General features: G+C 75.0%; 12 protein-coding genes. 4 read left to right on the forward strand and 8 right to left on the reverse strand.

Annotation, left to right across the window (positions count from 1 at the left end; translation table 11 throughout):
• Positions 1-3: 3 nt before the first annotated feature.
• The 3 genes from BMX74_RS17420 (at position 4) to tuf (ending at position 3299) form a co-directional block, all read left to right on the forward strand.
• Positions 4-792, forward strand: coding sequence for a GNAT family N-acetyltransferase (locus BMX74_RS17420; protein ID WP_236714646.1), 789 nt, complete (start codon positions 4-6; stop codon positions 790-792).
• On the forward strand, positions 789-1889 hold the full coding sequence (gene menC, locus BMX74_RS17425; RefSeq protein WP_176573313.1) for an o-succinylbenzoate synthase: 1101 nt from the start codon (positions 789-791) through the stop codon (positions 1887-1889). Before BMX74_RS17420 ends, menC begins: the two co-directional genes overlap by 4 nt.
• Before the next feature lie 243 nt (positions 1890-2132).
• Positions 2133-3299: an elongation factor Tu gene (gene tuf / locus BMX74_RS17430; RefSeq protein ID WP_091101448.1), complete on the forward strand. Its 1167-nt coding sequence runs from the start codon at positions 2133-2135 to the stop codon at positions 3297-3299.
• 92 nt (positions 3300-3391) lie between these two features.
• Here the strand turns inward: tuf and BMX74_RS17435 are convergent, their stop codons facing one another.
• The 8 genes from BMX74_RS17435 to BMX74_RS17470 form a co-directional block, all read right to left on the reverse strand.
• On the reverse strand, positions 3392-6280 hold the full coding sequence (locus BMX74_RS17435; RefSeq protein WP_091101450.1) for a glycoside hydrolase family 2 TIM barrel-domain containing protein: 2889 nt from the start codon (positions 6278-6280) through the stop codon (positions 3392-3394).
• A 147-nt stretch (positions 6281-6427) separates the two neighbouring features.
• Complete coding sequence (locus BMX74_RS17440) at positions 6428-7705, reverse strand: M20 metallopeptidase family protein (protein ID WP_236714647.1); 1278 nt, start codon at positions 7703-7705, stop codon at positions 6428-6430.
• On the reverse strand, positions 7702-8871 hold the full coding sequence (locus BMX74_RS17445) for an amidohydrolase family protein (protein ID WP_082534787.1): 1170 nt from the start codon (positions 8869-8871) through the stop codon (positions 7702-7704). The genes BMX74_RS17440 and BMX74_RS17445 overlap by 4 nt, the downstream gene beginning before the upstream one ends.
• Positions 8861-10108, reverse strand: coding sequence for a type I glutamate--ammonia ligase (locus BMX74_RS17450; protein WP_055502595.1), 1248 nt, complete (start codon positions 10106-10108; stop codon positions 8861-8863). The genes BMX74_RS17445 and BMX74_RS17450 overlap by 11 nt, the downstream gene beginning before the upstream one ends.
• Positions 10105-11514: an APC family permease gene (locus BMX74_RS17455; RefSeq protein ID WP_091101452.1), complete on the reverse strand. Its 1410-nt coding sequence runs from the start codon at positions 11512-11514 to the stop codon at positions 10105-10107. Before BMX74_RS17455 ends, BMX74_RS17450 begins: the two co-directional genes overlap by 4 nt.
• A gap of 345 nt (positions 11515-11859) precedes the next feature.
• Positions 11860-12708 carry a MurR/RpiR family transcriptional regulator gene (locus BMX74_RS17460; RefSeq protein WP_063791987.1) on the reverse strand — a complete coding sequence of 283 codons (849 nt, stop codon included), beginning with the start codon at positions 12706-12708 and terminating at the stop codon, positions 11860-11862.
• A 290-nt stretch (positions 12709-12998) separates the two neighbouring features.
• The gene (locus tag BMX74_RS17465; protein WP_256257000.1) at positions 12999-16430 is read right to left on the reverse strand and encodes a phosphodiester glycosidase family protein; all 3432 of its coding nucleotides are present in this window, start codon (positions 16428-16430) and stop codon (positions 12999-13001) included.
• A gap of 107 nt (positions 16431-16537) precedes the next feature.
• On the reverse strand, positions 16538-18820 hold the full coding sequence (locus BMX74_RS17470; RefSeq protein WP_091101456.1) for a hypothetical protein: 2283 nt from the start codon (positions 18818-18820) through the stop codon (positions 16538-16540).
• 169 nt (positions 18821-18989) lie between these two features.
• Between BMX74_RS17470 and pulA the strand changes: the two genes are divergently transcribed.
• A complete protein-coding gene (gene pulA, locus BMX74_RS17475; RefSeq protein WP_256257001.1) occupies positions 18990-21551 on the forward strand; it encodes a pullulanase-type alpha-1,6-glucosidase in 2562 nt (853 codons plus the stop codon).
• Positions 21552-21573 lie beyond the last annotated feature (22 nt).

Consider the following 21573-nt stretch of genomic DNA (forward strand, 5'->3'; position numbering starts at 1 on the left):
CTGGTGAGACGGGAAGGGGGCGGCACGGTGGTCGCGGTCAGGGAGCTCCATGAGCTCGCGGATTTCGGGCGCGTGTGCGCGCTCTTCCAGAGCATCTGGGGCCACGGCCCCGGCGAGGACCCCATCAGCGTCGAGATGATGCGGGCGATGTCGCACGCGGGCAACTACGTGGCGGGCGCGTTCGAGGGCGACCGGCTGGTCGGCGCGTCCGTGGGCTTCTTCGCCGCGGGCAACGCGCTGCACTCGCACGTCACCGGCGCGACGGCGGGGCGGGGCGTCGGCCTGGCGCTCAAGCGGCACCAGCGCGACTGGGCGCTGGAGCGCGGGCTCGAACGCATCACCTGGACCTACGACCCGCTCGTGCGCCGCAACGCCTACTTCAACCTGGTGAAGCTGGGCGCGCGGCCGACCGAGTACCTGCCGCGCTTCTACGGCGAGATGGCCGACGCCATCAACGGCGGCGACGAGTCCGACCGGGTGCTCGCCGTGTGGGAGCTGTCGGCGCCGCACGTCGAGGCGCTGGTGCGCGGCGAGCCGTACGAGCCGCCCGCCGTGGACGGCTCCGCCGTGGCGCTGGCCGGAGAGGGCGGGCACCCGGCGGTGCGGCCCTCCGACGCGGCCACCGTGCTCGTCGCCGTGCCCGAGGACGTCGAGCGGCTGCGCCGCGCCGACCCGGGCGCCGCCAAGGCGTGGCGGCTGGCCGTCCGCGAGGTCCTGGGCGGCCTGCTGGAGGCGGGCGGCAGGGTCACGGGTTTCCATGACAGGGCGTACTACGTAGTGGAGAGAGCGTGAAGATCACAGGGGTTGAGCTGCGGCGGATCTCGATGCCGCTGGTGGCGCCGTTCCGCACCTCGTTCGGCACGGAGACCGTGCGCGACATCCTGCTCGTCAAGGTGGTGACGCCGGAGGCCGAGGGGTGGGGCGAGTGCGTGGCCATGTCGGAGCCGCTCTACTCCTCCGAGTACGCCGACGGCGCCGCCGACGTCATCCGCCGCTTCCTGCTGCCCGCGCTCCCCGGCACGGTCGACGCGGGAGCCGTGGGGCGGGCGCTCGAACCCGTCAAGGGCCACCGCATGGCCAAGGCCGCGCTGGAGACCGCCGTGCTGGACGCCCAGCTCAGGGCGTCGGGCGAGTCGTTCGGCGCCTTCCTCGGCGCGGCCCGCGACCGGGTGCCGTGCGGCGTGTCCGTCGGCATCATGGACTCCATCCCGAGCCTGCTCGACGCCGTGCAGGGCTACCTGGACGAGGGGTACGTCCGCATCAAGCTGAAGATCGAGCCGGGCTGGGACGTCGAGCCGGTGCGCGCCGTGCGCGAGCGGTTCGGCGACGACGTGCTGCTCCAGGTCGACGCGAACGCCGCCTACACCCTCGCCGACGCGCCCCGCCTGGCCAAGCTGGACCCCTTCGACCTGCTGCTCATCGAGCAGCCCCTCGCCAACGACGACCTGGTCCAGCACGCCAGGCTCGCGAGGACGCTGAGGACGCCGGTCTGCCTGGACGAGTCCATCGAGTCGGCCGCGCACGCCGCCGCCGCGATCGAGCTGGGCGCCTGCTCCATCATCAACATCAAGCCGGGCAGGATCGGCGGCTACCTGGAGGCCCGCCGGGTGCACGACCTGTGCCGGGCGCACGGCGTGGCCGTGTGGTGCGGCGGCATGCTGGAGACCGGGCTCGGCCGGGCCGCGAACGTGGCGCTCGCCGCGCTGCCCGGGTTCACCCTGCCGGGCGACACCTCCGGGTCGCGCCGCTACTACGCGATGGACATCACCGCGCCGTTCGAGCTGCGCGACGGCCACCTGGACGTGCCGTCAGGGCCGGGCCTCGGCGTCGAGCCGATCCCGGAGGCGCTGGACGAGGTGACGACGTCCACGGAGTGGATCCCGCTGTGACGCGCTGACCTCGGCGCGGCGGGCGGGAATAACCGGTTGCCCGGCCGCGCTGAGGTGCAGCACCATGGTCGTCATGTTCCGGTACGCCCACCTCGCGACGCCCGCACTGCCGGGCGCGTCCGGGCGTGCCTGCGACGGCCTGGAGCGCTGACCTCTTCCCGTGCGTCCACTTCGTGACCCGGCGGGGGGAGGTCGACGACCCGCGCGGGTCACGAGCGATCCAGGTCTCACAGGGAAGGAACCATGGCCAAGCAGGCCTACGTGCGGAACAAGCCGCACCTCAACATCGGCACGATGGGGCACGTCGACCACGGCAAGACCACGCTGACCGCCGCGATCACGAAGGTGCTCGCCGAGCGGGGCCAGGCGGCGTACACGCCGTTCGAGCGGATCGACCGCACCCCGGAGGAGGCCTCCAGGGGCATCACGATCAACATCTCGCACGTCGAGTACGAGACCGCCACCCGCCACTACGCGCACGTGGACATGCCGGGCCACGCCGACTACGTGAAGAACATGATCACGGGTGCGGCGCAGCTCGACGGGGCCATCCTCGTCGTGTCCGCCCACGACGGGATCATGCCGCAGACCAGGGAGCACGTGCTGCTGGCCCGGCGGGTCGGCGTCGAGCACCTGGTGGTGGCCGTCAACAAGGCCGACGGCGCCGACCCGGAGCTCGCCGACCTGGTGGAGCTGGAGCTCGCCGAGATGCTGGCCGAGCACGGCTACCGCGACGTGCCGATGGTCCGGGTGTCCGGGCTGCGGGCGCTGGAGGGCGACCCGGTCTGGACGGCCTCCGTCGAGGCGCTCCTGCGGGCGGTGGACGAGCACGTCCCCGTGCCCGTGCGGTACGTGGACGCGCCGTTCCTCATGCCGGTGGAGAACGTCCTCACGGTGACCGGGCGCGGCACGGTCGTGACCGGCGCGATCGAGCGCGGCACGGTCAGGGTCGGCGACCCGGTCGAGGCGGTCGGACTCGGCGACGGCTTCACCGCGGTGGTGACCGGGGTGGAGACGTTCGGCAAGACGATGGAGCGCGGCGAGGCCGGTGACAACGCGGCCGTGCTGCTGCGCGGCGTCCGGCGCGAGCAGGTGCGGCGCGGCATGGTGCTGGCCGCGCCGGGCAGCCAGCGGGCGCGCAGCTCGTTCACGGCGCGCGTGTACCTCCTCACGGCGGAGGAGGGCGGCCGGCGCGGGCCGGTGGCGTCGGGGTACCGGCCGCAGTTCTACCTGCGCACCACCGACGTGCCCGGGGAGCTGACGCTGGCCGCGCCGGCCCGTCCTGGCGACACCGTCGAGGTGGCGGTGGAGCTGGGCAGGCCGGTCGCGCTGGAGCCGGGGCTCGGCTTCGCCGTCCGCGAGGGCGGCCTGACGGTCGGAGCCGGAACGATCCTGACGGTGCCCGCCTGACGGTGCCCGCCTGACGGCGAGGGGCCGGGCGGAGCGTTCCGCCCGGCCTTCCGGCGTCCGGCCCGGCCGGCCTCGCGGTGGCTTCCCTGCTGTCAGGACGGGGTGAAGCGCAGGGTGAAGGTGGTGGGCCGGACGCGCAGCTCGTACGCGGGCAGCGCGCCGGGCCCGCAGGCGGCGGTGCCGATGCCCTGGTGCGCGAGGTCCAGGTGCAGGTGCACCCGGTCGCCCGGCACCAGGTCAGGACGGTGCGTGGCGGCGTCCAGCTCGGCGGTGCTCCAGCGTCTGGCCGTCAGCCCGAACACCGGCTCGCCCACCACCCGGAACGCCCGCCCGGCGCCGGTGAACTCGGCCCAGCGCACGTCGGCCCGGTGCCCGTTCTCCTGCGGGTAGACGTACGGGGTCTGCAGGTCGTCCACGGTGGCGCTCCAGCGGCCCACCCGGGTGGCCGTGCCGGTGTCGGGGTACGCCTCGCCGGGGCCGCGCCCGAACCAGGTGACCCGCTCGACGCCGCCCGGCAGGGCCATGGCGAGGCCGACGCGCGGGACGGGCGCCGGCCAGTCGCCCTCGGGCTCGATCTCCACGGCCAGGCGCAGCCCGCCGCCGTCGGTGGCCGTCCACCGGTAGACGGCGCGCAGGCCGAGGTCGGTGGCGGCGGGGGCGACGCGGGTGCGCACGGTCAGGCCGCCGCCGCCGGTCTCGACGGCGTCGATCCTGTGCGTGAGCCGGTGCAGGCCGAGGCGGCGCCAGTCGGCCTCCAGACCGCCGTACCTGTCGTTGTCGGTGGGGGCGCGCCACAGGTCGAGGCGCGGCCCTTCGACGTCGTGCCCGAACAGCCGGACGAGCCGTCCCGTGGCCAGGTCGAACGCGGCACCGCCCAGCACGACGAGGTCCCCCGCCCGCGAGACACCCGCCCAGGCTTCCGCCGTGGAGCCTGCCGCGCCGACGTCCGGGCCGATCTCCGGGGAGACCGTCGTGCCGCCCTCCGCCCCCGGGGCGGCCCCGCCGCCCTCTCCGTCGAGGCCGGTGGCGGGCGGGAGCGGGGTCTGGGCCCAGGCGATCTCGTGGCCGGCCGGGGCCCACGGCTGGTCGTCGGCGAGGACGGCGCGCACGGTGAGCCACCGCTCGCCCCCTCCCCCGGGCAGCTCGGCGAGGCCGGTGAGCTTGACCTCGCCGCCCTCCGCCGGCACCCGCAGCGGGAACTCCGCGACGGTCAGCCCTTCGTCCTCCACCACGGCCGTGAACGTCAGGTGCGCCAGGCCGGCGAAGCCGTGCTTGTCCGTCACCGTCACCACGCCGTCGCCGAACGCGAACCCGACCGGCTCGAACGCCTTCTTCAGGTCCAGCAGCCCCGGCGACGGCGTGCGGTCGGGGAACACCAGCCCGTCGACGACGAAGTTCGAGTCGTGCACCGGCTCCCCGTAGTCGCCGCCGTACGCGTAGCCGTGCCGGGGGTGGGCCAGGCCGTGGTCGATCCACTCCCAGACGAACCCGCCGGCCAGCCTCGGGTACCGCTCGAACAGCTCCTGGTACTCGGCCAGCCCGCCGGGCCCGTTGCCCATGGCGTGGGCGTACTCGCACTGCAGGAACGGCATCGCCCGGCGGCGCGCGTCGAGCGCCGGGTCGTCGAGCGGGTCCTCCACGCCGCGCCCGATCGCCTCGACCTCGGCGTGGGAGGCGTACATGCGCGAGTAGACGTCGGCGTGCTCGCACGACCAGTCGCCCTCGTAGTGGATGGGCCTGGACGGGTCGCGGTCGCGTGTCCAGCCGGCCATGACGGCGAGGTTGCGGCCGACGCCGGCCTCGTTGCCGAGCGACCACATGATGACGCTGGGATGGTTCTTGTCCCGTTCGACGGTGCGCCGCATGCGGTCGAGCAGCGCGTCGGCCCAGCGCGGGTCGTCGGTCGGGTTGCCGCGCCAGCCGACCTGGCCGAAGCCGTGCGTCTCGAAGTCGCACTCGTCGATCACCCACAGGCCCAGCTCGTCGCACAGGTCGAGGAAGGCGGGGTGGGGCGGGTAGTGGCTGGTCCTGACCGCGTTGACGTTGTGCCGCTTCATCAGCAGCACGTCCTCGCGCATCGTCTCGTACGTGACCGCGCGCCCGCGCTCGGGGTGGAACTCGTGCCTGTTGACGCCCTTGAGCAGCAGGGGGCGACCGTTGACCAGCAGCACGCCGCCGGCGATGGAGACGGTGCGGAAGCCGACGGCCAGCCGCACGGTCTCGCCGGGGAGGGTGACGACGGCCTGGTAGAGGCGGGGCGTCTCGGCGGTCCACGGTTCGGCGGCGACGGTGACCTCGACGCCGGGCTCCAGCCCGGCGACGCCCAGCTCGGGCAGGTCGAGCAGGCCGGGGCCGTCGAAGCTGAGCGTCGCCCTCCGCCCGTCGTGCCCGGCGTGGACGAACACGTCGGCGGCGGAGCGGGTGAGCGTGACGTCGCGGAAGATGCCGGGCAGCCACCACATGTCCTGGTCTTCCAGGTAGCTCGCGGCCGACCACTGGTGGACGCGCACGGCCAGCACGTTGCGGCCCGGCCGCAGGAACGGCCCGGCGTCGAACTCCACGGGCAGCCTGCTGCCGGTGGACCAGCCCAGTTCGTGGCCGTTGAGCCAGACGCGGGCGAACGACTCGACGCCGTCGAAGCGCAGCCGGCCGCCGCTCCAGCCGTCGGGCAGGTCGAAGACGCGCCGGTAGTCGCCGGTGGGGTTCTCGGTGGGGACGTGCGGCGGGTCGACGGGGAACGGGTAGACGACGTTGGTGTAGGCGGGCGAGCCGTGGCCGTGCAGCGGCCAGTGCGACGGCACGGGCAGCTCGGCCCAGCCGGAGTCGTCGTGGTCCGGCTGGGCGAAGTCGTCGGGGACCGCGGCGGTGGGCGAGAGCCTGAACCGCCAGGTGCCGTTGAGGTCGAGCGAGGGGGCGTCGGAGCGGAGGGCGGCCCGGGGGGCGAGCCCGCCGGAGCCGGGGGCGAAGGTTTCGAGATCCATCGCCGCCGAGCCTATCCCCGGCGTCCGCGCCCGGGGAGGGGTCACCGGGGCCCTCCCGATCGGCTCTGCCGGGAAGGGGCGCGGGCCGGGCTTCCCGGGCATTCCACCCGGGAGATCGCAGCGGGCCGGGGCTCGGCGCCGGTCCCCTCAGGAGGCGGCGCGGGCGGCGCCGGCGGGCAGGCTCTCCCGGGCGCCTGACGCCGCCGCGAGATACCCGGCCAGCATGCTCTCGGCGACGGCCGCCACGGCGTCCTCACCGGGGAGGAAGTCGGGGCTGTGCAGCCCGGCCGCGGTGTCGACGCCGACGAACATCATGAGCGACGGCACCACCGACCCGTAGTAGGCGAAGTCGTCGGCGCCGCACGAGCGCAGCTCCTCGGTGACGGTGCGGCCGTGCTCGCGCAGCCACGCCCCGGCCCGCCCGGCGAGCGCCGCGTCGTTGTAGAGCACGGGCTCGCCGGGCAGGATCTCGACCTCGGCGGAGCAGCCGTGCGCCTTGGCGACGTCCGTCGCGACCTGGACGAACCGCTCGCACAGCTCGGAGCGCCACGACCCGGACATGGTGCGCAGGGTGCCCCTGGCCACGGCCTCGCCGGGGATGGCGTTGGGCGCGGTGCCCGCGCTGACCGTGCCGAACGTCACGACGGTCGGCACCATCGGGTCGGAGACCCGGCTGACGAGCTGCTGGGCGGCCAGGATGACGTGCGCCATGGTGACGACGGGGTCGGTGGTCAGGTGCGGGTAGGCGGCGTGGCCCTCGGCTCCCCTGACGGTCAGGTGGAACTCGTCGGAGGAGGCGTTGACCGGCCCCGGCGTGCAGGACACGGTGCCCTGCCGCAGCACCGGCTGGACGTGCGCCCCGATCACCGCGGTGACCTGGTGCCGTTCGAGCGCGCCTGAGCGCAGCACGTCCAGGGCGCCCGAGGGGTAGGTCTCCTCGCGCGGCTGGAGCACGGCGAGGAGCGGCGCGACCGGGACGCCGGCGGCGTCGAGCCTGGCCACGGCCCTGGCGAGGGCGACCATGGCGGCCATGTGGACGTCGTGGCCGCAGGCGTGCATGGCGCCGTTGGCCGCCGCCCACGGCACGCCGGTGCGCTCGGCGATCGGCAGGGCGTCCATCTCGCCCCGCACCGCCACGGCCGGGCCGGCGCCGCCGACCCTGACCGCCGCCCCGGTGCCGGCGAGGTGCTCGGCCCGCCCCACGGGCAGGAGCAGGCGCAGCACCCGCTCCAGGGTCGGCCCCTCCTCCCCCGACAGGTCGGGCAGCGCGTGCAGCTCGCGCCGCAGCGCCTGCGCGGCGGGCAGCTCCGCGCGCAGGGCGGCGCGCAGCATCGCGCCGACGTCGCCGTCCCCCTGGACCTCCCCGTGCTCGTCGTGCTCCCCGTGATGCTCGTGCTCGGGCCCGCCGTTGTTCAGCAGGGTCACGCCTCAACCCCCAGACCGTAGACGCGGCGGGCGTTCTCGGCGCCCACCATCTCCGCCACCCGCAGCGCGCGCTCCGCGGGCCACTCCCCCTCGGCGACGAAGCCGCCGAGCACGCGCGACATCGCCCGCCTCCACAGCTCCGCGCCCAGGTGGTGCAGCTCCGCCGGCCCCCAGGCGTCGGAGGAGAACAAGATCTTCGCGAACGGCGCCAGCTCCAGGCTCTCCGCCACCACCGCCGTGCTGCGCGCCCCCGTGTAGTTCACGCCCAGGCCCACGTCGAAGTAGACGTTCGGGTACACCTGCGCGAGGAACCCGGCCTGCCGGTGGTACGGGTAGCAGTGCAGCAGCAGCAGCGGCACGCCGGACGGCTCGGCCAGCTCGATCAGCCCGCGCAGCAGCAGCGGGTCGGAGCGGCGCAGGTCCACGTCGGGGTCGCCGTAGCCGATGTGGAACTGCAGCGGCAGGCCGCGCTCGATGCCCGTCCAGATGAGGTGGCGCAGCAGCACCGGGTCGGACACCCGGCCGCCGCCCGCCATCCACCGTCCCGCGGCCTCGGCGACCTCCTCCTTCGACGGCGGCGCCGGGTCGAAGTCGAGCCCGTAGCGGTAGGCGACGATCGTCTTCAGCCCGCGCGCGGTGCGCGTGCGCTCCCACAGCGTCTCCGCGAAGCGCCCGGCGAACGCGGCCGCGCCGCAGCCGGACGCCGCCACCTGCTCGGCCACCGACTCCAGCCTGACGACCTCGTCGGCGGGGACGCCGGTCAGCTCCGCCATGCCGGAAGGCCCGAGGATCTCCTCACCCCGGTAGCCCGTCTCGATCAGGTAGTGGCCGATGCCGGCGGCGCCGAGCAGCCGCCGGTTGACCTCCTCCGCGCCGAGCCTGGCCCGCCTGGCCAGGTACTCCGCCGGGGAGCAGTGCGGGTCGAGCCCGAGCACGGGCGCGCAGTGACGCAGGATGGCGTAGCCGACCTGCGACTCGAACTGCGTCATCCACTCCGGCACCGGCCGGTCGGACTCGGTGATCAGCTCCTCGAACTCCCTGCGGGACAGGTCGTGCGGGGTGGCGCCGTGGACGTGGTGGTCGACGAGCCGCAGCCGCGCGATGGCGGCGGACAGCTCGGGCACCGGCTCCAGCGGCGGGCCGCCCGCGAGCGGTTCAGTGGACATCGGCGATCCTCCGGCAGCTCTGGACGTCGTCGAGCCCGTCGAGCGCGGCCAGCTCGGCGCGCTTGACCGACAGGTACGTGGTCAGGAGATCGGGGGCGAACATGCCGCGTACGACGTCGTCGGCGGCGAGCGCGTCCAGCGCCTCGGCCTGCGACTTGGGCAGCGGAGGCACGCCGGCCAGCTCGTCGTCGGTGACGGTCTCCGGCCACACGCGCGGCGCCGGGTAGCCGCGCCTGACGCCTTCGAGCCCGGCGCGCAGCAGGACGCCGAGCGCGAGCCACGGGTTGGCGGTGGCGTCGGCGGCGCGGTACTCCAGGTTGTGCGTGGCGGGGCCGCCCGGGCAGATGCGCAGCATCGCCTCCCGGTTGCGTTCGGCGAGGAACACGCCGCCCGCGCTCCACCGGTGCGGGGTGAGACGCAGGAACGACACGGGGCTGGCCGCGGTGACGGCGGTCAGGGCGGCGGCGTGGTGCAGGATGCCGGCGCTGAACGCGGCGCCCAGCTCCGACAGCCCGCCGGGGCGCGCCGGGTCGTACAGGGCGCCGCCCTCGAACGACAGGTGGATGTGCACGCCGTTCCCGCTGCCGTCGGGGTGCGGGAGCGGCGCGAAGCTCGCCTTCAGGCCGCGGCGCCTGGCCAGGTCGCGGACCAGCTCGCGCAGCAGCACCGCGCGGTCGGCGGCCGTCATCGCCCCTGACGGGGCCAGGGTGATCTCGTGCTGGTCGGCGCCGTACTCGGGCAGCCAGGTCTCCGGCTCGAAGCCGTTGGACTCCAGCAGGTCCACCAGGTCGGAGCCGAACGGCTCGGCCGAGCGGTAGCGGTCGAACGAGAACGGCCCGGTGGCGGGCAGCCCGGCCAGGGTGAACTCGTGCTCGAACGTGGCGACGGGCGTCACGCCGAGCGCCCGCAGCTCCTCGACGGCCCCGGCGAGGAAGGCGCGCGGGCAGCACTCCCAGGGGCTGCCGTCGGGCAGCGTCTGGTCCGCCAGGTAGATCCGGGTGCCGGGCATGCCGCCGTCGGCGGGCACGTCCACGCGGGTGACGGGGTCGGGCATGAGCTTGAGGTCGCCGGTCGAGCCGAACGGGTTGCCGGCGATCGTGCCGAACCCGGTCAGGCCCAGGTCGGCGGGCACCCAGCCGGTGCCGCCGCGCAGCACCGCCCCCTCCCTGGAGGCGGGCACGGCCCGCCCCCGCGTCTGCGCGGCCAGGTCACAGGTCGCGACGAAGACGTTGGTCATGAAAGGACGTCCTCCCGGGTCAGCTCCGCGGTGAGCCGCTCGCCGATCCGGCGGGCCAGGCCGGGGGCGGCCAGCACGGCCGCCAGACCCGCCAGGCACCACGCCCCCGCGATCCACGGGAACAGGCTGAGCGACTGCTCGTAGAACACGTAGCACAGGTACGCGATGGCGAGCAGCGGTACCACAATCTCGTACTTGGGCACCTGCCCGCGTCCCGACACGATGAACGCGGCGACGCCCGACGCGGCGACGGCGTAGGCGACGAGCAGGCACAGCACGCCGAGCGTGGCCAGCCAGTAGTAGGCGTCGAACGCGCTCACGCCGCTGCCGTTCAGCACCAGGTCGCCGATGAGGCCCGCGGTGAGCGCGACGAGCAGCGCCACGGTGGGGGCTCCGGTGCGGGGGTGGGTCCTGGACAGGGCGCGCGGGCCGAAGCCGTCGCGGGCCAGCGCGAACATCAGGCGGCTGGCCGCCGCGGACGAGCTGATCGTCGCGGCGAACGCCGACGCCATGGCGGTGAAGGCGATCACCAGGGAGAACCAGGTGCCGATGTAGCTCTCGGCGAGCGCCGACAGCGACGACTCGGCGCCGGAGAACGCCTTGACGCCCTCGGCGTCGGTGCCGAAGCCGATGGTCTGGGCGAACATCACGAGGACGTACAGGCCGCCGGTGAGCAGGACGCTGCCGGCGAGGGCGCGCGGGATGTTGCGCCGGGGGTCGTCCGTCTCCTCGCCGAGCGACGCGCACGCCTCGAACCCGGCCCACGACAGGAACGCGAACACGGTCGCGGTCATGACGGCCCCGCCGGTGGTGCCGTCCAGGGTGAAGACCGACAGGTCGAGGCGCTGGCCCGCCGGGCCGCCGCCGGTGCCGGTGCGGGCCACGACGACGGCGCTCAGGACGAGCATGCCGAGGATGCCGACGCCCTCGACGGCGAGCAGCGTGCGCGCGGTCACCTGGGACTCCCGCGAGTTCACCGCCCAGACGCCGGCCGCGGTGACGACGGTGACGAGGAACCAGGGAACGTTCCAGGTGAGGCCGAGCGCGGTGAAGAACGCCTCCGCGAACACGGCGGTCGCGGCGAGCGTGCAGACGGTGAAGAACAGGTACGTGCCGAGCAGGGCGAACCCGCCGAAGAAGCCGGCCTTGGGGCCGAGGGTGACGCCGGCCAGGGCGTACACGGAGCCCGCGTGGTTGAAGTGGCGGGTCAGCCGGACGAAGCCGTACGCGACCAGCGCCACGCCGGCGAGCCCCAGCACGAAGACGAGGGGGACGGCCTTGCCGACGGTCGCGGCGACGCCCGCGCCGTTGAGCGCCATGGCGAGCGTGGGCCCCATGAGGCCGACCGACAGCGTCAGCGCCTCCCAGAGTCGTAGCTTGCGCGGTGGGCGCAGTTCATCGGTCACGTGGATCTCCCGGGGGGCAGAGACGGGCGAGGGACTGTTCGAGAATGAAACAGAACTTTCACCTTCTGCGTCAAGGATTCTTTGTGAAATATACGTTTCATCTCAACATGTGACCAAACCGGCCTCCGAGCTGGGGAGATCCGAAGGAAGGTCCGCCCGCCATCCGGACGGCACGGAAGGGGGAGGCCGGGCGGCGGTGAAGCCGCTCGGGGCCGGGGCGCTGGGGGGCGGGGCGGGCGGCGGCGATGCCGCCACGCGCCAGGGCCGGGGCCGGGCGCGGCGGCGGTGACGCCGCCCCTGACCGGGGTTGGGGCCTTGGCGGGCGGCGGTGGCGCGGGGCCGGGGTCAGTCGACGGTGACGTCGGTGGCGAGGTCCTCGATGCGGCGCAGGCGGTCCTGGCCGAGGCGGGAGGTCACGCCCGCGATCACGGTCTCCACCAGGGCCATCGCCGGGACGAGGCTGTCGAACGGGCTCGGCGCCTCCACCCGGGCCGGGATGACCAGCTCCGCCGCCCCGGCCGCCGGCGACAGCCACGGGTCGGTGAAGAGCACCACCTTGGCGCCGCGCCGGTGCGCCTGCCGCGCGAAGTCCACCACGTCACGCTGGTAGCGCCGGTAGTCGAACACGACGACGACGTCCTTGCGCCCGGCGTCGACGCAGAACGCCGCCATGCCCTCGGGCCGCGTGTCGAGCACCTGCGTGCCGGGCCTGAGCAGCCGCAGGTGCAGGTCGAGGTACTCGGCGAGGAGGTGCGAGTACCGGCCGCCGAGCGAGGTGACGCGGCGCGACGGGTCGGAGATCAGCTCGACGGCCCGCTCCAGCTCGGGGTCGGACAGCGCGGCGTACGTCTCGGCCAGCCGCTGCCCGTACACCCTGCTCGCGGTGCTGCGCAGGGAGCCCTCGGCGATCTGCTGGCCGAGGGTGAGCGGCGAGGCGCGGCGGGCCTCGATCTCCTCGCGCAGCGCCTGCTGGAACGCGCGGTAGCCGGAGAAGCCCAGCCTGGCGACGAACCGCACGACGGTGGGCGCGCTGACCCCGGACCGCTCGGCGAGCCTGGCCGCGGTCTCCAGCCCGGCCGCGGGGTAGTTGGCCAGCAGGGTGCGCGCGACCAGCCGCTCGCCCGCGGAGGCGGCGTCCAGGCCGCGCCGCACTCGTTCCGCCACGGACAGGACCGCGCTGTCGTCACCGGCCATCGATCGCCTCTCGCATGCGGGGTGGTCCGCCCCATTCTCCCGGCCGGGACGGGATGCCCGGACCGGCCACCCCACCCGGGCCATACGCCGCCTCTTCCCGTGGAGGTACGTGACCGGCCGCTCCCGCCCCGCACGCGCGGCCCCTCCCCCGGAGAGCCGGAGGAGGGGCGCGGCGGTTCAGGCGGGTCGGCGGGCCGGGGCCCGCGGGTCAGGCAGGTCAGGCGGGTCGGCCCGCCGGGCCGCCGGTCAGGCGGCAGGCGGGTCGGCGGGCCGCCTTGCTGGGGTGTCGGTCAGGCGGCCGGCTTGGCGGACTGGTCGGCGGTCGCGGCTGCGGTCAGCGTCACCTGGGCCTGCGTGGTGACGCCGCTGACGGTCACGGCGACCGTCACCTGGCCCTCGCGCAGGGCCGTGAGCCGGCCGGTGCCCGGGTCGAGCACGGCGACGTGCCACGGCTTGGCGGTGCCACGCGGCCCGACGTGCAGGCCGGGCGAGCCCGACCAGGACACCGACACCGGGTAGGCGGCGGGAACGCTGCGGCCGTCCTGCTTGACGGTCGCCGTCACGTCGGCGGAGCCGCCCACGGCGAGCGACGCGGGCGCGGCCAGCGCGAGGTCGTCGACGTGCGGGCGGATCTGCGTGCCGATCCAGTCGGGCGCGTCGGTGAACCAGTTGCGCCTGACGTGCTCGGCCTCGGACGGGGTGACCGGGTCGACGCCCCACAGCGACCAGCCGGTGAATCCGCCGTCGCCGGGCGCGGTGGCCGGGTTCTTGCCGGAGTTGCCGTTGATCACGTACGGCACGGCGTCCACGCGGGAGGCGTGGAAGGTGCCGACGTGGCCGCCGATGAACGCGGCGCCCTTGCCGGTGGAGCGCTGGAAGTCGGCGAGCCAGCCCTCGACGAGCGCCGCCTCCTTCCTGTCGCCGAGCTGGCTGCCCTTGCCCGGCGTCGGGTCGCGCGGCGGCACGTGGAACAGCACCGCGACAGAGCCGACCGACGGGTCCTCGGCCGCCGCGTCGAGCTGGGCGCGCAGCAGCGCGACCTGGTCGTAGCCGCCGCCGCGCAGGGTGAGCCTGGACGTGTCCAGCGTGATGAACCGGGTGCCCTTGTGGTCGAACGTCCGGTACGTGTCCCCGAAGACGGCCTTGAAGTTGTCGATCTTGCCGCCCATCACCTCGTGGTTGCCGGGGATGTAGGTGTAGGGCAGCTCGCCGCCGAGCTCCTCGTCGAGGACGCGCTTGGCCAGCGCGAAGTCCTCCGGCGACGCCTCGTCCACGAGGTCGCCGTCGATCAGCAGGAAGTCCGGCTTGGCGGCCTTGACCTCGCGCAGCGTGCGCCGCACGTTCCTGACGATGTCGCTGTCGGGGGCGCGGGCCACGAACTGGCCGTCGGACATGACGGCGAAGCGCCACGGCATCCGGGAGACGTCCGCCTTCACCACGGAGTCCTCGACCTTGGGCGCGGCGGGCGCGGAGACGGCCGGGGGCACCTTGGCGACGAGGCCGTCGATGACGATCTCGTTCGTGTACTTCGCGTCGGCCCGGGTCTCGGCCACGTAGAAGCGCCGCAGCCTGAGCGGGTAGTTCACGCCGGGCGGCACGGTGAACTCGACGTACTTCCAGCCGGTCCACGTCAGGTACGGGCCGCGCAGGATCTGCGACTGCCCGAGCGCGTCGTAGAACTCCAGGCTCGGCCACTCGCCCTTGCCGGTCGAGTTGATCCACATGCCGAACGCCTGCGGCTGCCCGTCCACGACGATCTGCTGCGGCGGGGCGGCGTAGGCGGCGCGGGTGGCGGTGGAGCCGGTGAAGTCGTACGAGAGCTTCAGCCCGCCCCCGGACTGGCCGGGCGCGGCCGACAGCGAGCCGGTGGCGCGCGCGGCGGCGAACGTCCAGGAGGCGGCGTCGTCGAAGGCCGCGACCTGCTTGTCCTCGAAGCCGACCGTCACCGGCAGCGCCGTGGAGGTCTTCCCGACCTTGGCCGTGACGATCCCCGAGCCGGTGGCCTTCCTGGCCTTGACGGTGAAGTAGCCGTGCTCGGCGGCGGTGACCTCGAACAGGTCGTGGTCGTAGTCGAGCGTGAGGTCGTCGGGCTCGATCGGGGCGGAGTTGCCGTTGGTGTCGTAGCCGACGACGCCGAACGTCGCGGTGCCGTCGGCGCCCTGGATGCCGAGGCGGTCGGCGGTGGTCGCCAGCCGCCGCAGCGGCTGGAGCACGGTCAGCTCCAGCGTGCCCTTGGCCTCGTCGCGGAAGGCGGTGACGGTGGTCTGGCCGGGCACGAGGGCGTGGAACCTGCCGTCGCGGACGACGCCGTGCACGGCGGGGTTCGCCCGCCACTTCGGCGACCCGGAGGCCGGCCCGTACGTCTCGTCGTAGCCGGCGGCGGTCAGCCGCCTGGTCAGGCCGGGGAAGACCCGTTCGGGGCGCCCGCCGGCGACGGGGCCGACGCCCGGCGCCTTCGCGGGGTCGGAGGCGGTCTCCAGCCAGAAGCCCTTGAGCTTGCCGCTGCCCTCGGGCGCGTACAGGGCCAGGCCGTTGGGGACGTGCCGCTCCCCGCCGTCGGACGGGCTGTTCTCCACCTGCACGTCGGCCGAGCCCGGCTCGCGGGCCAGCAGCGTGGAGGAGCCGCCGCCGTCGAGGTTGAGCGCGTTCGCGGCGCCCAGGTCGGCCATCATGGCGGCCAGTTCGTCGAGCGTGACGCCGCGGCTGTCGGTCTGGCGGCCGTCCACGGTCAGCAGGTACATGGTCCTGCCGTCGGCGGAGAAGCCCACCGCGGTGCGCGGGTGCGCGGCCGGGTCGGTGGAGTTCTGCACCACGCCGTCCTTGACCAGGACGTAGTTGCCGCCGACGGCCGCCTTGACGTCGGCGTCGTCCGACGCCTTGGGCTGGTAGCGCACGTCCACGCGGTCGCCGGGCTTGAGCGCGGCCAGGGCGGCGGCGCCAGCCTCGCGGCCGAGCAGCACGCTGGTGCCCGCCGGGATGGGGCCGCTGCCCGCCTCCTCGCCGACGGCGGTGACGACGCCGTCCACCAGCGTGACCTCGGTGACGGCGGTCGCGCCCGCCACGGCCCTGGCCCTGGTGTACGAGCCCCACAGCGGCGTGAACAGGCCGACGCCGCCGCTCTGCACCATCTGGTTGAACTGGGTGAGCTTGACGGGCGAGCCGCCCGCCGGGGTGGCGGTGCCCTCGAAGTACATCTTCAGCACGCGGCCGACGCCGTCGCCGGTGACGGCCACCGCGTTGTCGTGCCCGGCCACGGGCGACTGGATCAGGGCGCCGTTCTGCACGCCGACGCCCTGGGCGGCGCCGGAGTTGTTGATGTCGAAGAAGTCGCCGTTGACGGCGGCGACGGCGTGGGAGCGCCTGGCGGGGCCGGACAGCGGCTCGGTCTTGGTGACCTCGCCGGAGAACACGTAGTCCGCCTTGGCGCTGCCGAGGTCGGCGCTGACGGCGTCGGCGCGCAGCCAGCCCAGGGCGTCGTAGGTGTCGAACGAGGTGAGCGTGACGCCCGGCGCGACGGGCCGGGTCTTCTTGGACGTCTCCAGGCGCCGCGCGGGCGCGGCCTGCGTGAGCAGCGTGGACGACGACGGGTAGGAGGACGCCTGGAGCGCGTCCTCGGCGGGAGGTGCGGGGTCGGCCTGCGCGGGCGCGGCCGTGCTCAGGGGCATGGCTAAGGCGAGCGCCGCGGCGGCCAGCAATCGGAGGGTCTGCACGACCGAACTCAATCGCCCATGGATATAACTTTCAAGGCTTGCGGGTGAACTAAAAGAAAATTTCAGATCTTGCGGCCCTGTGACCTGCGACACCCCGCCCGGGGGCCGGGGGAAGCCGTTCAACCGTCGGCGGGGGCCGGGTGGGCGGGACCGAGGACGGTCAGCCGCGACAGCGCCTCCTCGTAGGCCGGGTCGAGCCAGTAGTCGGAGTGCCAGCGGGCCGACGGCAGCGGCTCCCCCGGGCCGGGCTGGAGGGGGTCCCAGCAGAAGCGGTCCACGGTCTCCCCGTCCCCGTCGCCGTCGCCGTCGCCGTGGACGCCGGGCGCGAAGGGGTCGGCGCGGCGGAAGACGGGGCCGCCGATCGGGTCGCTCAGCCGGTACAGGTTGAGCCAGCTCACCGACTCTCGTACCGCGTGGAGGGTGGACGGGCCGAAGTAGGCGGGGAAGAAGGCGGCGTACAGGCGGCGCAGCGGCGAGCCGTGGGTGAGCAGCCGGGTGCGGCGCAGCAGGGCCGGGTCGAGCTGGAGCGTCAGCGCGGCGGCGATGACGCTGCCCTGGCTGTGACCCGACACGATGACCTCGTCGCCGTCGTTCCTGGCCAGGGCGCCGACGCGGGCGATCAGCTCGGGGACGACCCGCTCGGTGTAGCAGGGCGGGGAGAGCGGGTGGATGGCGCGGGGCCAGAAGGTGGAGACGTCCCAGACGATGCCGACGGTGCGGCGCAGCCGGGGGTCGCCGTACGTGCGGCGGCCGAGCAGCACCAGGCCCACCACGACGGCCGTCATGGCCCAGCTCCCCCCGGTGGCGAGCAGCCCCGCCACGCCGCCGTCCGGCGTGAACAGCCGCAGCTGGGAGACGACGGTCACCGCGCCGAGCCCGGCCAGCCCGACGCCCGTGAGCACTCCCAGCACGAGCCCGGCCCGGTCGGTGAGCGACGCGAGCGCCCAGGTGTCGGCGACGGCCGGGGCGTCGCCCTCGCCGTAGTACGGCCGCAGCCTGGGCGCCAGCTCGGCGGCGGCCCGGCCGCGGATGCCCCACAGCAGGACGGCCGCCACCAGCGTCCCGGCGGCGAGCAGCGGGACGAGCGCGGCCGCCCACCAGAGCGGCTCGTCGATCAGCAGGACCCGGCCGAACGGCGCCGGGTGCGACGGGGCGGGGCGCGACGGGGCGGGCGTGCCGAAGAACGCGGCGGTCCAGAACAGCACGCCCAGCGCCAGCGCGTTGCCCACGCCGGCCGCGATGACGAGCACGAACCAGGCGGCCATCCCGCCCAGCGCCCGGGGCTGCTCCCCTCCGCCCTCCCGCCTGTCGCGCCCGGCCAGCACCGCGACCGCGACCAGGAGGAACGCGAGGAGCCCCAGCGCGAGCGCGGTCTGGAACGTTCCAGCGCCGACCCCGGGCAGCGTCGGCGCGTACGGCGGCTCCCGCAGCCCGTCGAAGGCGGCGACCAGCGTGACGAGGACGACCAGCGGCGCCGCGGCGCGCAGGGCGGCGCAGGCGCCGGTGAGCCCAGGAGAGGACGGCTCGTCCGCGTACGGGTCGGTCCTGCGCGCGATGCCGGGCAGCGCCGCGAGCACGGCGGCGGCGATCTGGACGCCCGCGTTGGCCAGGACCAGCGCCCGCCCCGTGGGATCGCCCGTGTACGGCGCCGCGACCGCCAGCCCGACGGACCCGGCCGCGAACGAGACGTGCACCGCGCGCAGCCGCCACACCGGCTCGCCGCCGTGCCACAGCCGGGGCCGCGCCAGCAGCACGCCGGGCCGCGCGGCCCCGCCAGGGGGCAGGACGGTCCGCTCGTCCCGCTCCCAGGTGCGGCGGGCGAGCCACCACAGCAGGGCCAGCACGCCGAGGGGCACGAGCGCGGTCACGGCGAGCCGCGGCGACGTCCGGCTCCCCCACAGGTCGCCCAGCCAGCGCACCCAGACGGGCGCGGCGTCGCCGGAGCAGGCCCGTCCCGCCTGCGCGCACTGCCAGCCGACGAGGTCGACCCCGGCCGTGGTGAGCGCGCCGACGAGCGTGCCCGTGAGCAGCAGGGCGAGCAGCCGCTGCGCCGCCTCGGCCGCGTGCCGCAGCCGCCGCCCGCCCTCCGGTCTCGGCAGCATGAAGTAGGACAGGTTCGCCAGGGAGAACGGCAGCAGGAGCAGCCACAGCGCGGCCATCCGGCCGCCCGAGGTGAGGTTGCCCCACGCGTACGCCTCCCGGTGGCGGGCCCCCGGCACGTCCGCGTGCTCCCCCGCGGGCCGCCCGCCCGGCCACCAGCGGCGGTAGAAGCCGGTGACGCCGTCGCCGACGACCAGGCGGGGGCTGGGGTGGTTGAGCATGGCCGCGGGCGGCGTGCCGGAGACCCCGTGCACGCGCAGCTCCGTCACGCCGCCGCGGCTCGTGTCGAGGAATCCGTCCATGGGACGAGGATCCCTGACCTGCGGCTGTCACGCGGAGTGATTGCCGAATCGCGACGCGATCGCCGCGCGTGCCGACCGGCCGTACGGGTTCCGTCTCGCGGGCGTATGCCGGCTCGCCTCCGGGGAAGGCCCTCCAGAGCGGGGACGGCGCGGGGAGGAGGCGGCGCGGGTGGGTGACCTGGGCGGCGCGTGGGCCCACTGGATCGACCGGTCCACCGTGGTGTGGCCGTCCGACCCGGCGGGAGGCCACTGGCTCGCCTGGAGCCCCTCCGGCGACCTGGCCCGCGACGGGGACGAGCTGACCGGCGACGTCCGGCTCATCGCGCTGGAGCCCGCCCTCCTCGACGAGGAACGCGCCGAGGCCTGGCCGCACCTGGCCGGGCACCAGGCGTACACCGTGGGCGAGGACGACCCCGGCCTGCTGAAGGAGGCGCTGCGCGGCCAGGTCGCCGCCGTCGCCCGCGACGCGGGCGGCACGCTGACCGTCGTCACCGGCGTGCAGATCCCCGGCGTGCTCGACGACCTGTACGCCCCCGCCGCCGGCGCGCCGCTCGGCCCGTCCGGCGGGCTGCGGCCCCGGCTGTCCCTGTGGGCGCCGACCGCCCGGGAGGTCAGGCTCGTCCTGTACGGCAGGCGGCGCACCGTCCACGCCATGAGCCGCGACCCGCGCACCGGGGTGTGGTCGGCGCGCGGCGGGCCGCACTGGTGGGGCAGGGACTACACCTTCCTCGTCACCGTCCACCAGCCCCGCGCCGGCCGCGTCGTCACGCGCGAGGTCACCGACCCCTACGGCCTGGCCACGGCGCCCGACGGGGTCCGCAGCCGCCTGGTCAGGCTCGGCTCGGCCGCGCACAAGCCGCCCGGCTGGGACCGCGCCCGCAGGCCCCCGCCGGTGCCGCAGCACCGGGCCAGCGTGTACGAGCTGCACGTCCGCGACTTCTCCGCCTGCGACCCCGGGGTCCCCGAGGAGCTGCGCGGCACGTACCTCGCCTTCACCGTGGACGGCCACGGCATGCGCGAGCTGCGCGCGCTGGCGCGGGACGGGCTGACCCACGTCCACCTGCTGCCGGTGTTCGACGTGGCGACCATCCCCGACCGGCGCGCGGACAGGACCGAGCCCGGCGCCGACCTGGCCGCTCTGCCGCCCGACTCGGAGCTGCAGCAGGAGCACATCGCCCGCACCGCCGCCGCCGACTCCTACAACTGGGGCTACGACCCGCGCCATCACACCGTGCCGGGAGGCTCGTACGCCACCGACCCCGACGACCGCGTCAGGCAGTTCCGCGCGATGGTCGCCGCGCTGCACCGGGCCGGCCTGCGGGTCGTCCTCGACGTCGTCCACAACCACATGCACTCCGAGGACGTGCTCGACCCGATCGTGCCCGGCTACTACCACCGCCTCCTGGAGGACGGCTCCGTCGCCACCTCCACCTGCTGCGCCAACACCGCGCCCGAGCACCTCATGGCGGGCCGGCTCGTCGTCGACTCGGTGGTCACCTGGGCGCGCGAGTACCGCGTCGACGGGTTCAGGTTCGACCTGATGGGCCACCACCCGAAGGGCAACCTGCTGGCCGTGCGCGCCGCGCTCGACGCGCTCACCCCCGAGCGCGACGGCGTGGACGGCCGCTCGCTGATCCTCTACGGCGAGGGCTGGAACTTCGGCGAGGTGGCCTACGACGCCAGGTTCGTCCAGGCCACGCAGGCGAACCTGGCGGGCACCGGCATCGGCACGTTCAACGACCGGCTGCGCGACGCCGTGCGCGGCGGCGGCCCGTTCGACTCCGACCCGCGGGTCCAGGGCTTCGGCTCCGGGCTGGCCGGCGCGCCGAACGGCGCTCCCGCGGGCGGCGGGCCCGACGAGCGGCTCGGCCGCCTCCGTCACTACGGCGACCTCGTCAGGGTCGCCCTCACCGGGAACCTGCGCGACTACGTGCTGCCGTCGGGGCGGCGCGGCTGCGAGGTGGACTACAACGGCGGCCCCGCCGGCTACGCCGCGGCGCCGGGCGAGAGCGTGGCGTACGTGGACGCGCACGACAACGAGACGCTGTACGACGCGCTGGCGTACAAGCTGCCCCAGGACACCCCGATGGCCGACCGGGTGCGCATGCAGCTGCTGTCGCTCGCCACCGTGCTGCTGTCGCAGGGCGTCGCGTTCGTCCACGCCGGCAGCGAACGGCTGCGGTCGAAGTCGCTGGACCGCAACTCGTACGACTCGGGCGACTGGTTCAACCGGCTGCTGTGGGACTGCGCGGCGGGCAACGGCTTCGGCTCCGGCCTGCCGCCCGCCCCCGACAACGCCGACAGGTGGCCGTACGCCCGGCCGCTGCTGGCCGACCCCGCGCTGCGGCCCGGCTGCGCCGCGATCAACGCCTGCCGGGCCGGCTTCGGCGAGCTGCTGCGGATCAGGTACTCCTCACCGGCGTTCGGGCTCGGCTCGGCCGCCGAGATCGAGCGGCGCCTGACCTTCCCCGACGCGCCCGACGGGGTCGTCACCATGCGCGTGGACGTCTCCGGGCTCGACCCGCGCTGGGCGGCCGTCGTCGCCGTGTTCAACGCCACCCCGCACGCGCAGGAGCAGCCGATGCCCTCGCTCGCGGGGGCCGCCGTGTCGCTCCACCCCGTGCAGGCCGCGTCCGCCGACCCGGTGGTCAGGCGGTCGGCGTTCGACCCGGCGACGGGCACGCTGACGGTTCCCGGGCGGACGGTCGCCGTGTTCGTCCGCGCGCCGTGACCCGGGGCAAGGGGTGGGCAAA

It is taken from the genome of Nonomuraea pusilla (assembly GCF_900109355.1).
Taxonomy (GTDB): Bacteria; Actinomycetota; Actinomycetes; order Streptosporangiales; family Streptosporangiaceae; genus Nonomuraea; species Nonomuraea pusilla.

What these genes read in the sequence shown, in the direction of transcription:
- tuf (WP_091101448.1), top strand. Translation starts at nt 2,133, where the DNA reads ATGGCCAAGCAGGCCTACGTGCGGAACAAGCCGCACCTCAACATCGGC.
- BMX74_RS17435 (WP_091101450.1), bottom strand. Translation starts at nt 6,280, where the DNA reads ATGGATCTCGAAACCTTCGCCCCCGGCTCCGGCGGGCTCGCCCCCCGG.
- BMX74_RS17445 (WP_082534787.1), bottom strand. Translation starts at nt 8,871, where the DNA reads ATGTCCACTGAACCGCTCGCGGGCGGCCCGCCGCTGGAGCCGGTGCCC.
- BMX74_RS17450 (WP_055502595.1), bottom strand. Translation starts at nt 10,108, where the DNA reads ATGACCAACGTCTTCGTCGCGACCTGTGACCTGGCCGCGCAGACGCGG.
- BMX74_RS17460 (WP_063791987.1), bottom strand. Translation starts at nt 12,708, where the DNA reads ATGGCCGGTGACGACAGCGCGGTCCTGTCCGTGGCGGAACGAGTGCGG.
- BMX74_RS17470 (WP_091101456.1), bottom strand. Translation starts at nt 18,820, where the DNA reads ATGGACGGATTCCTCGACACGAGCCGCGGCGGCGTGACGGAGCTGCGC.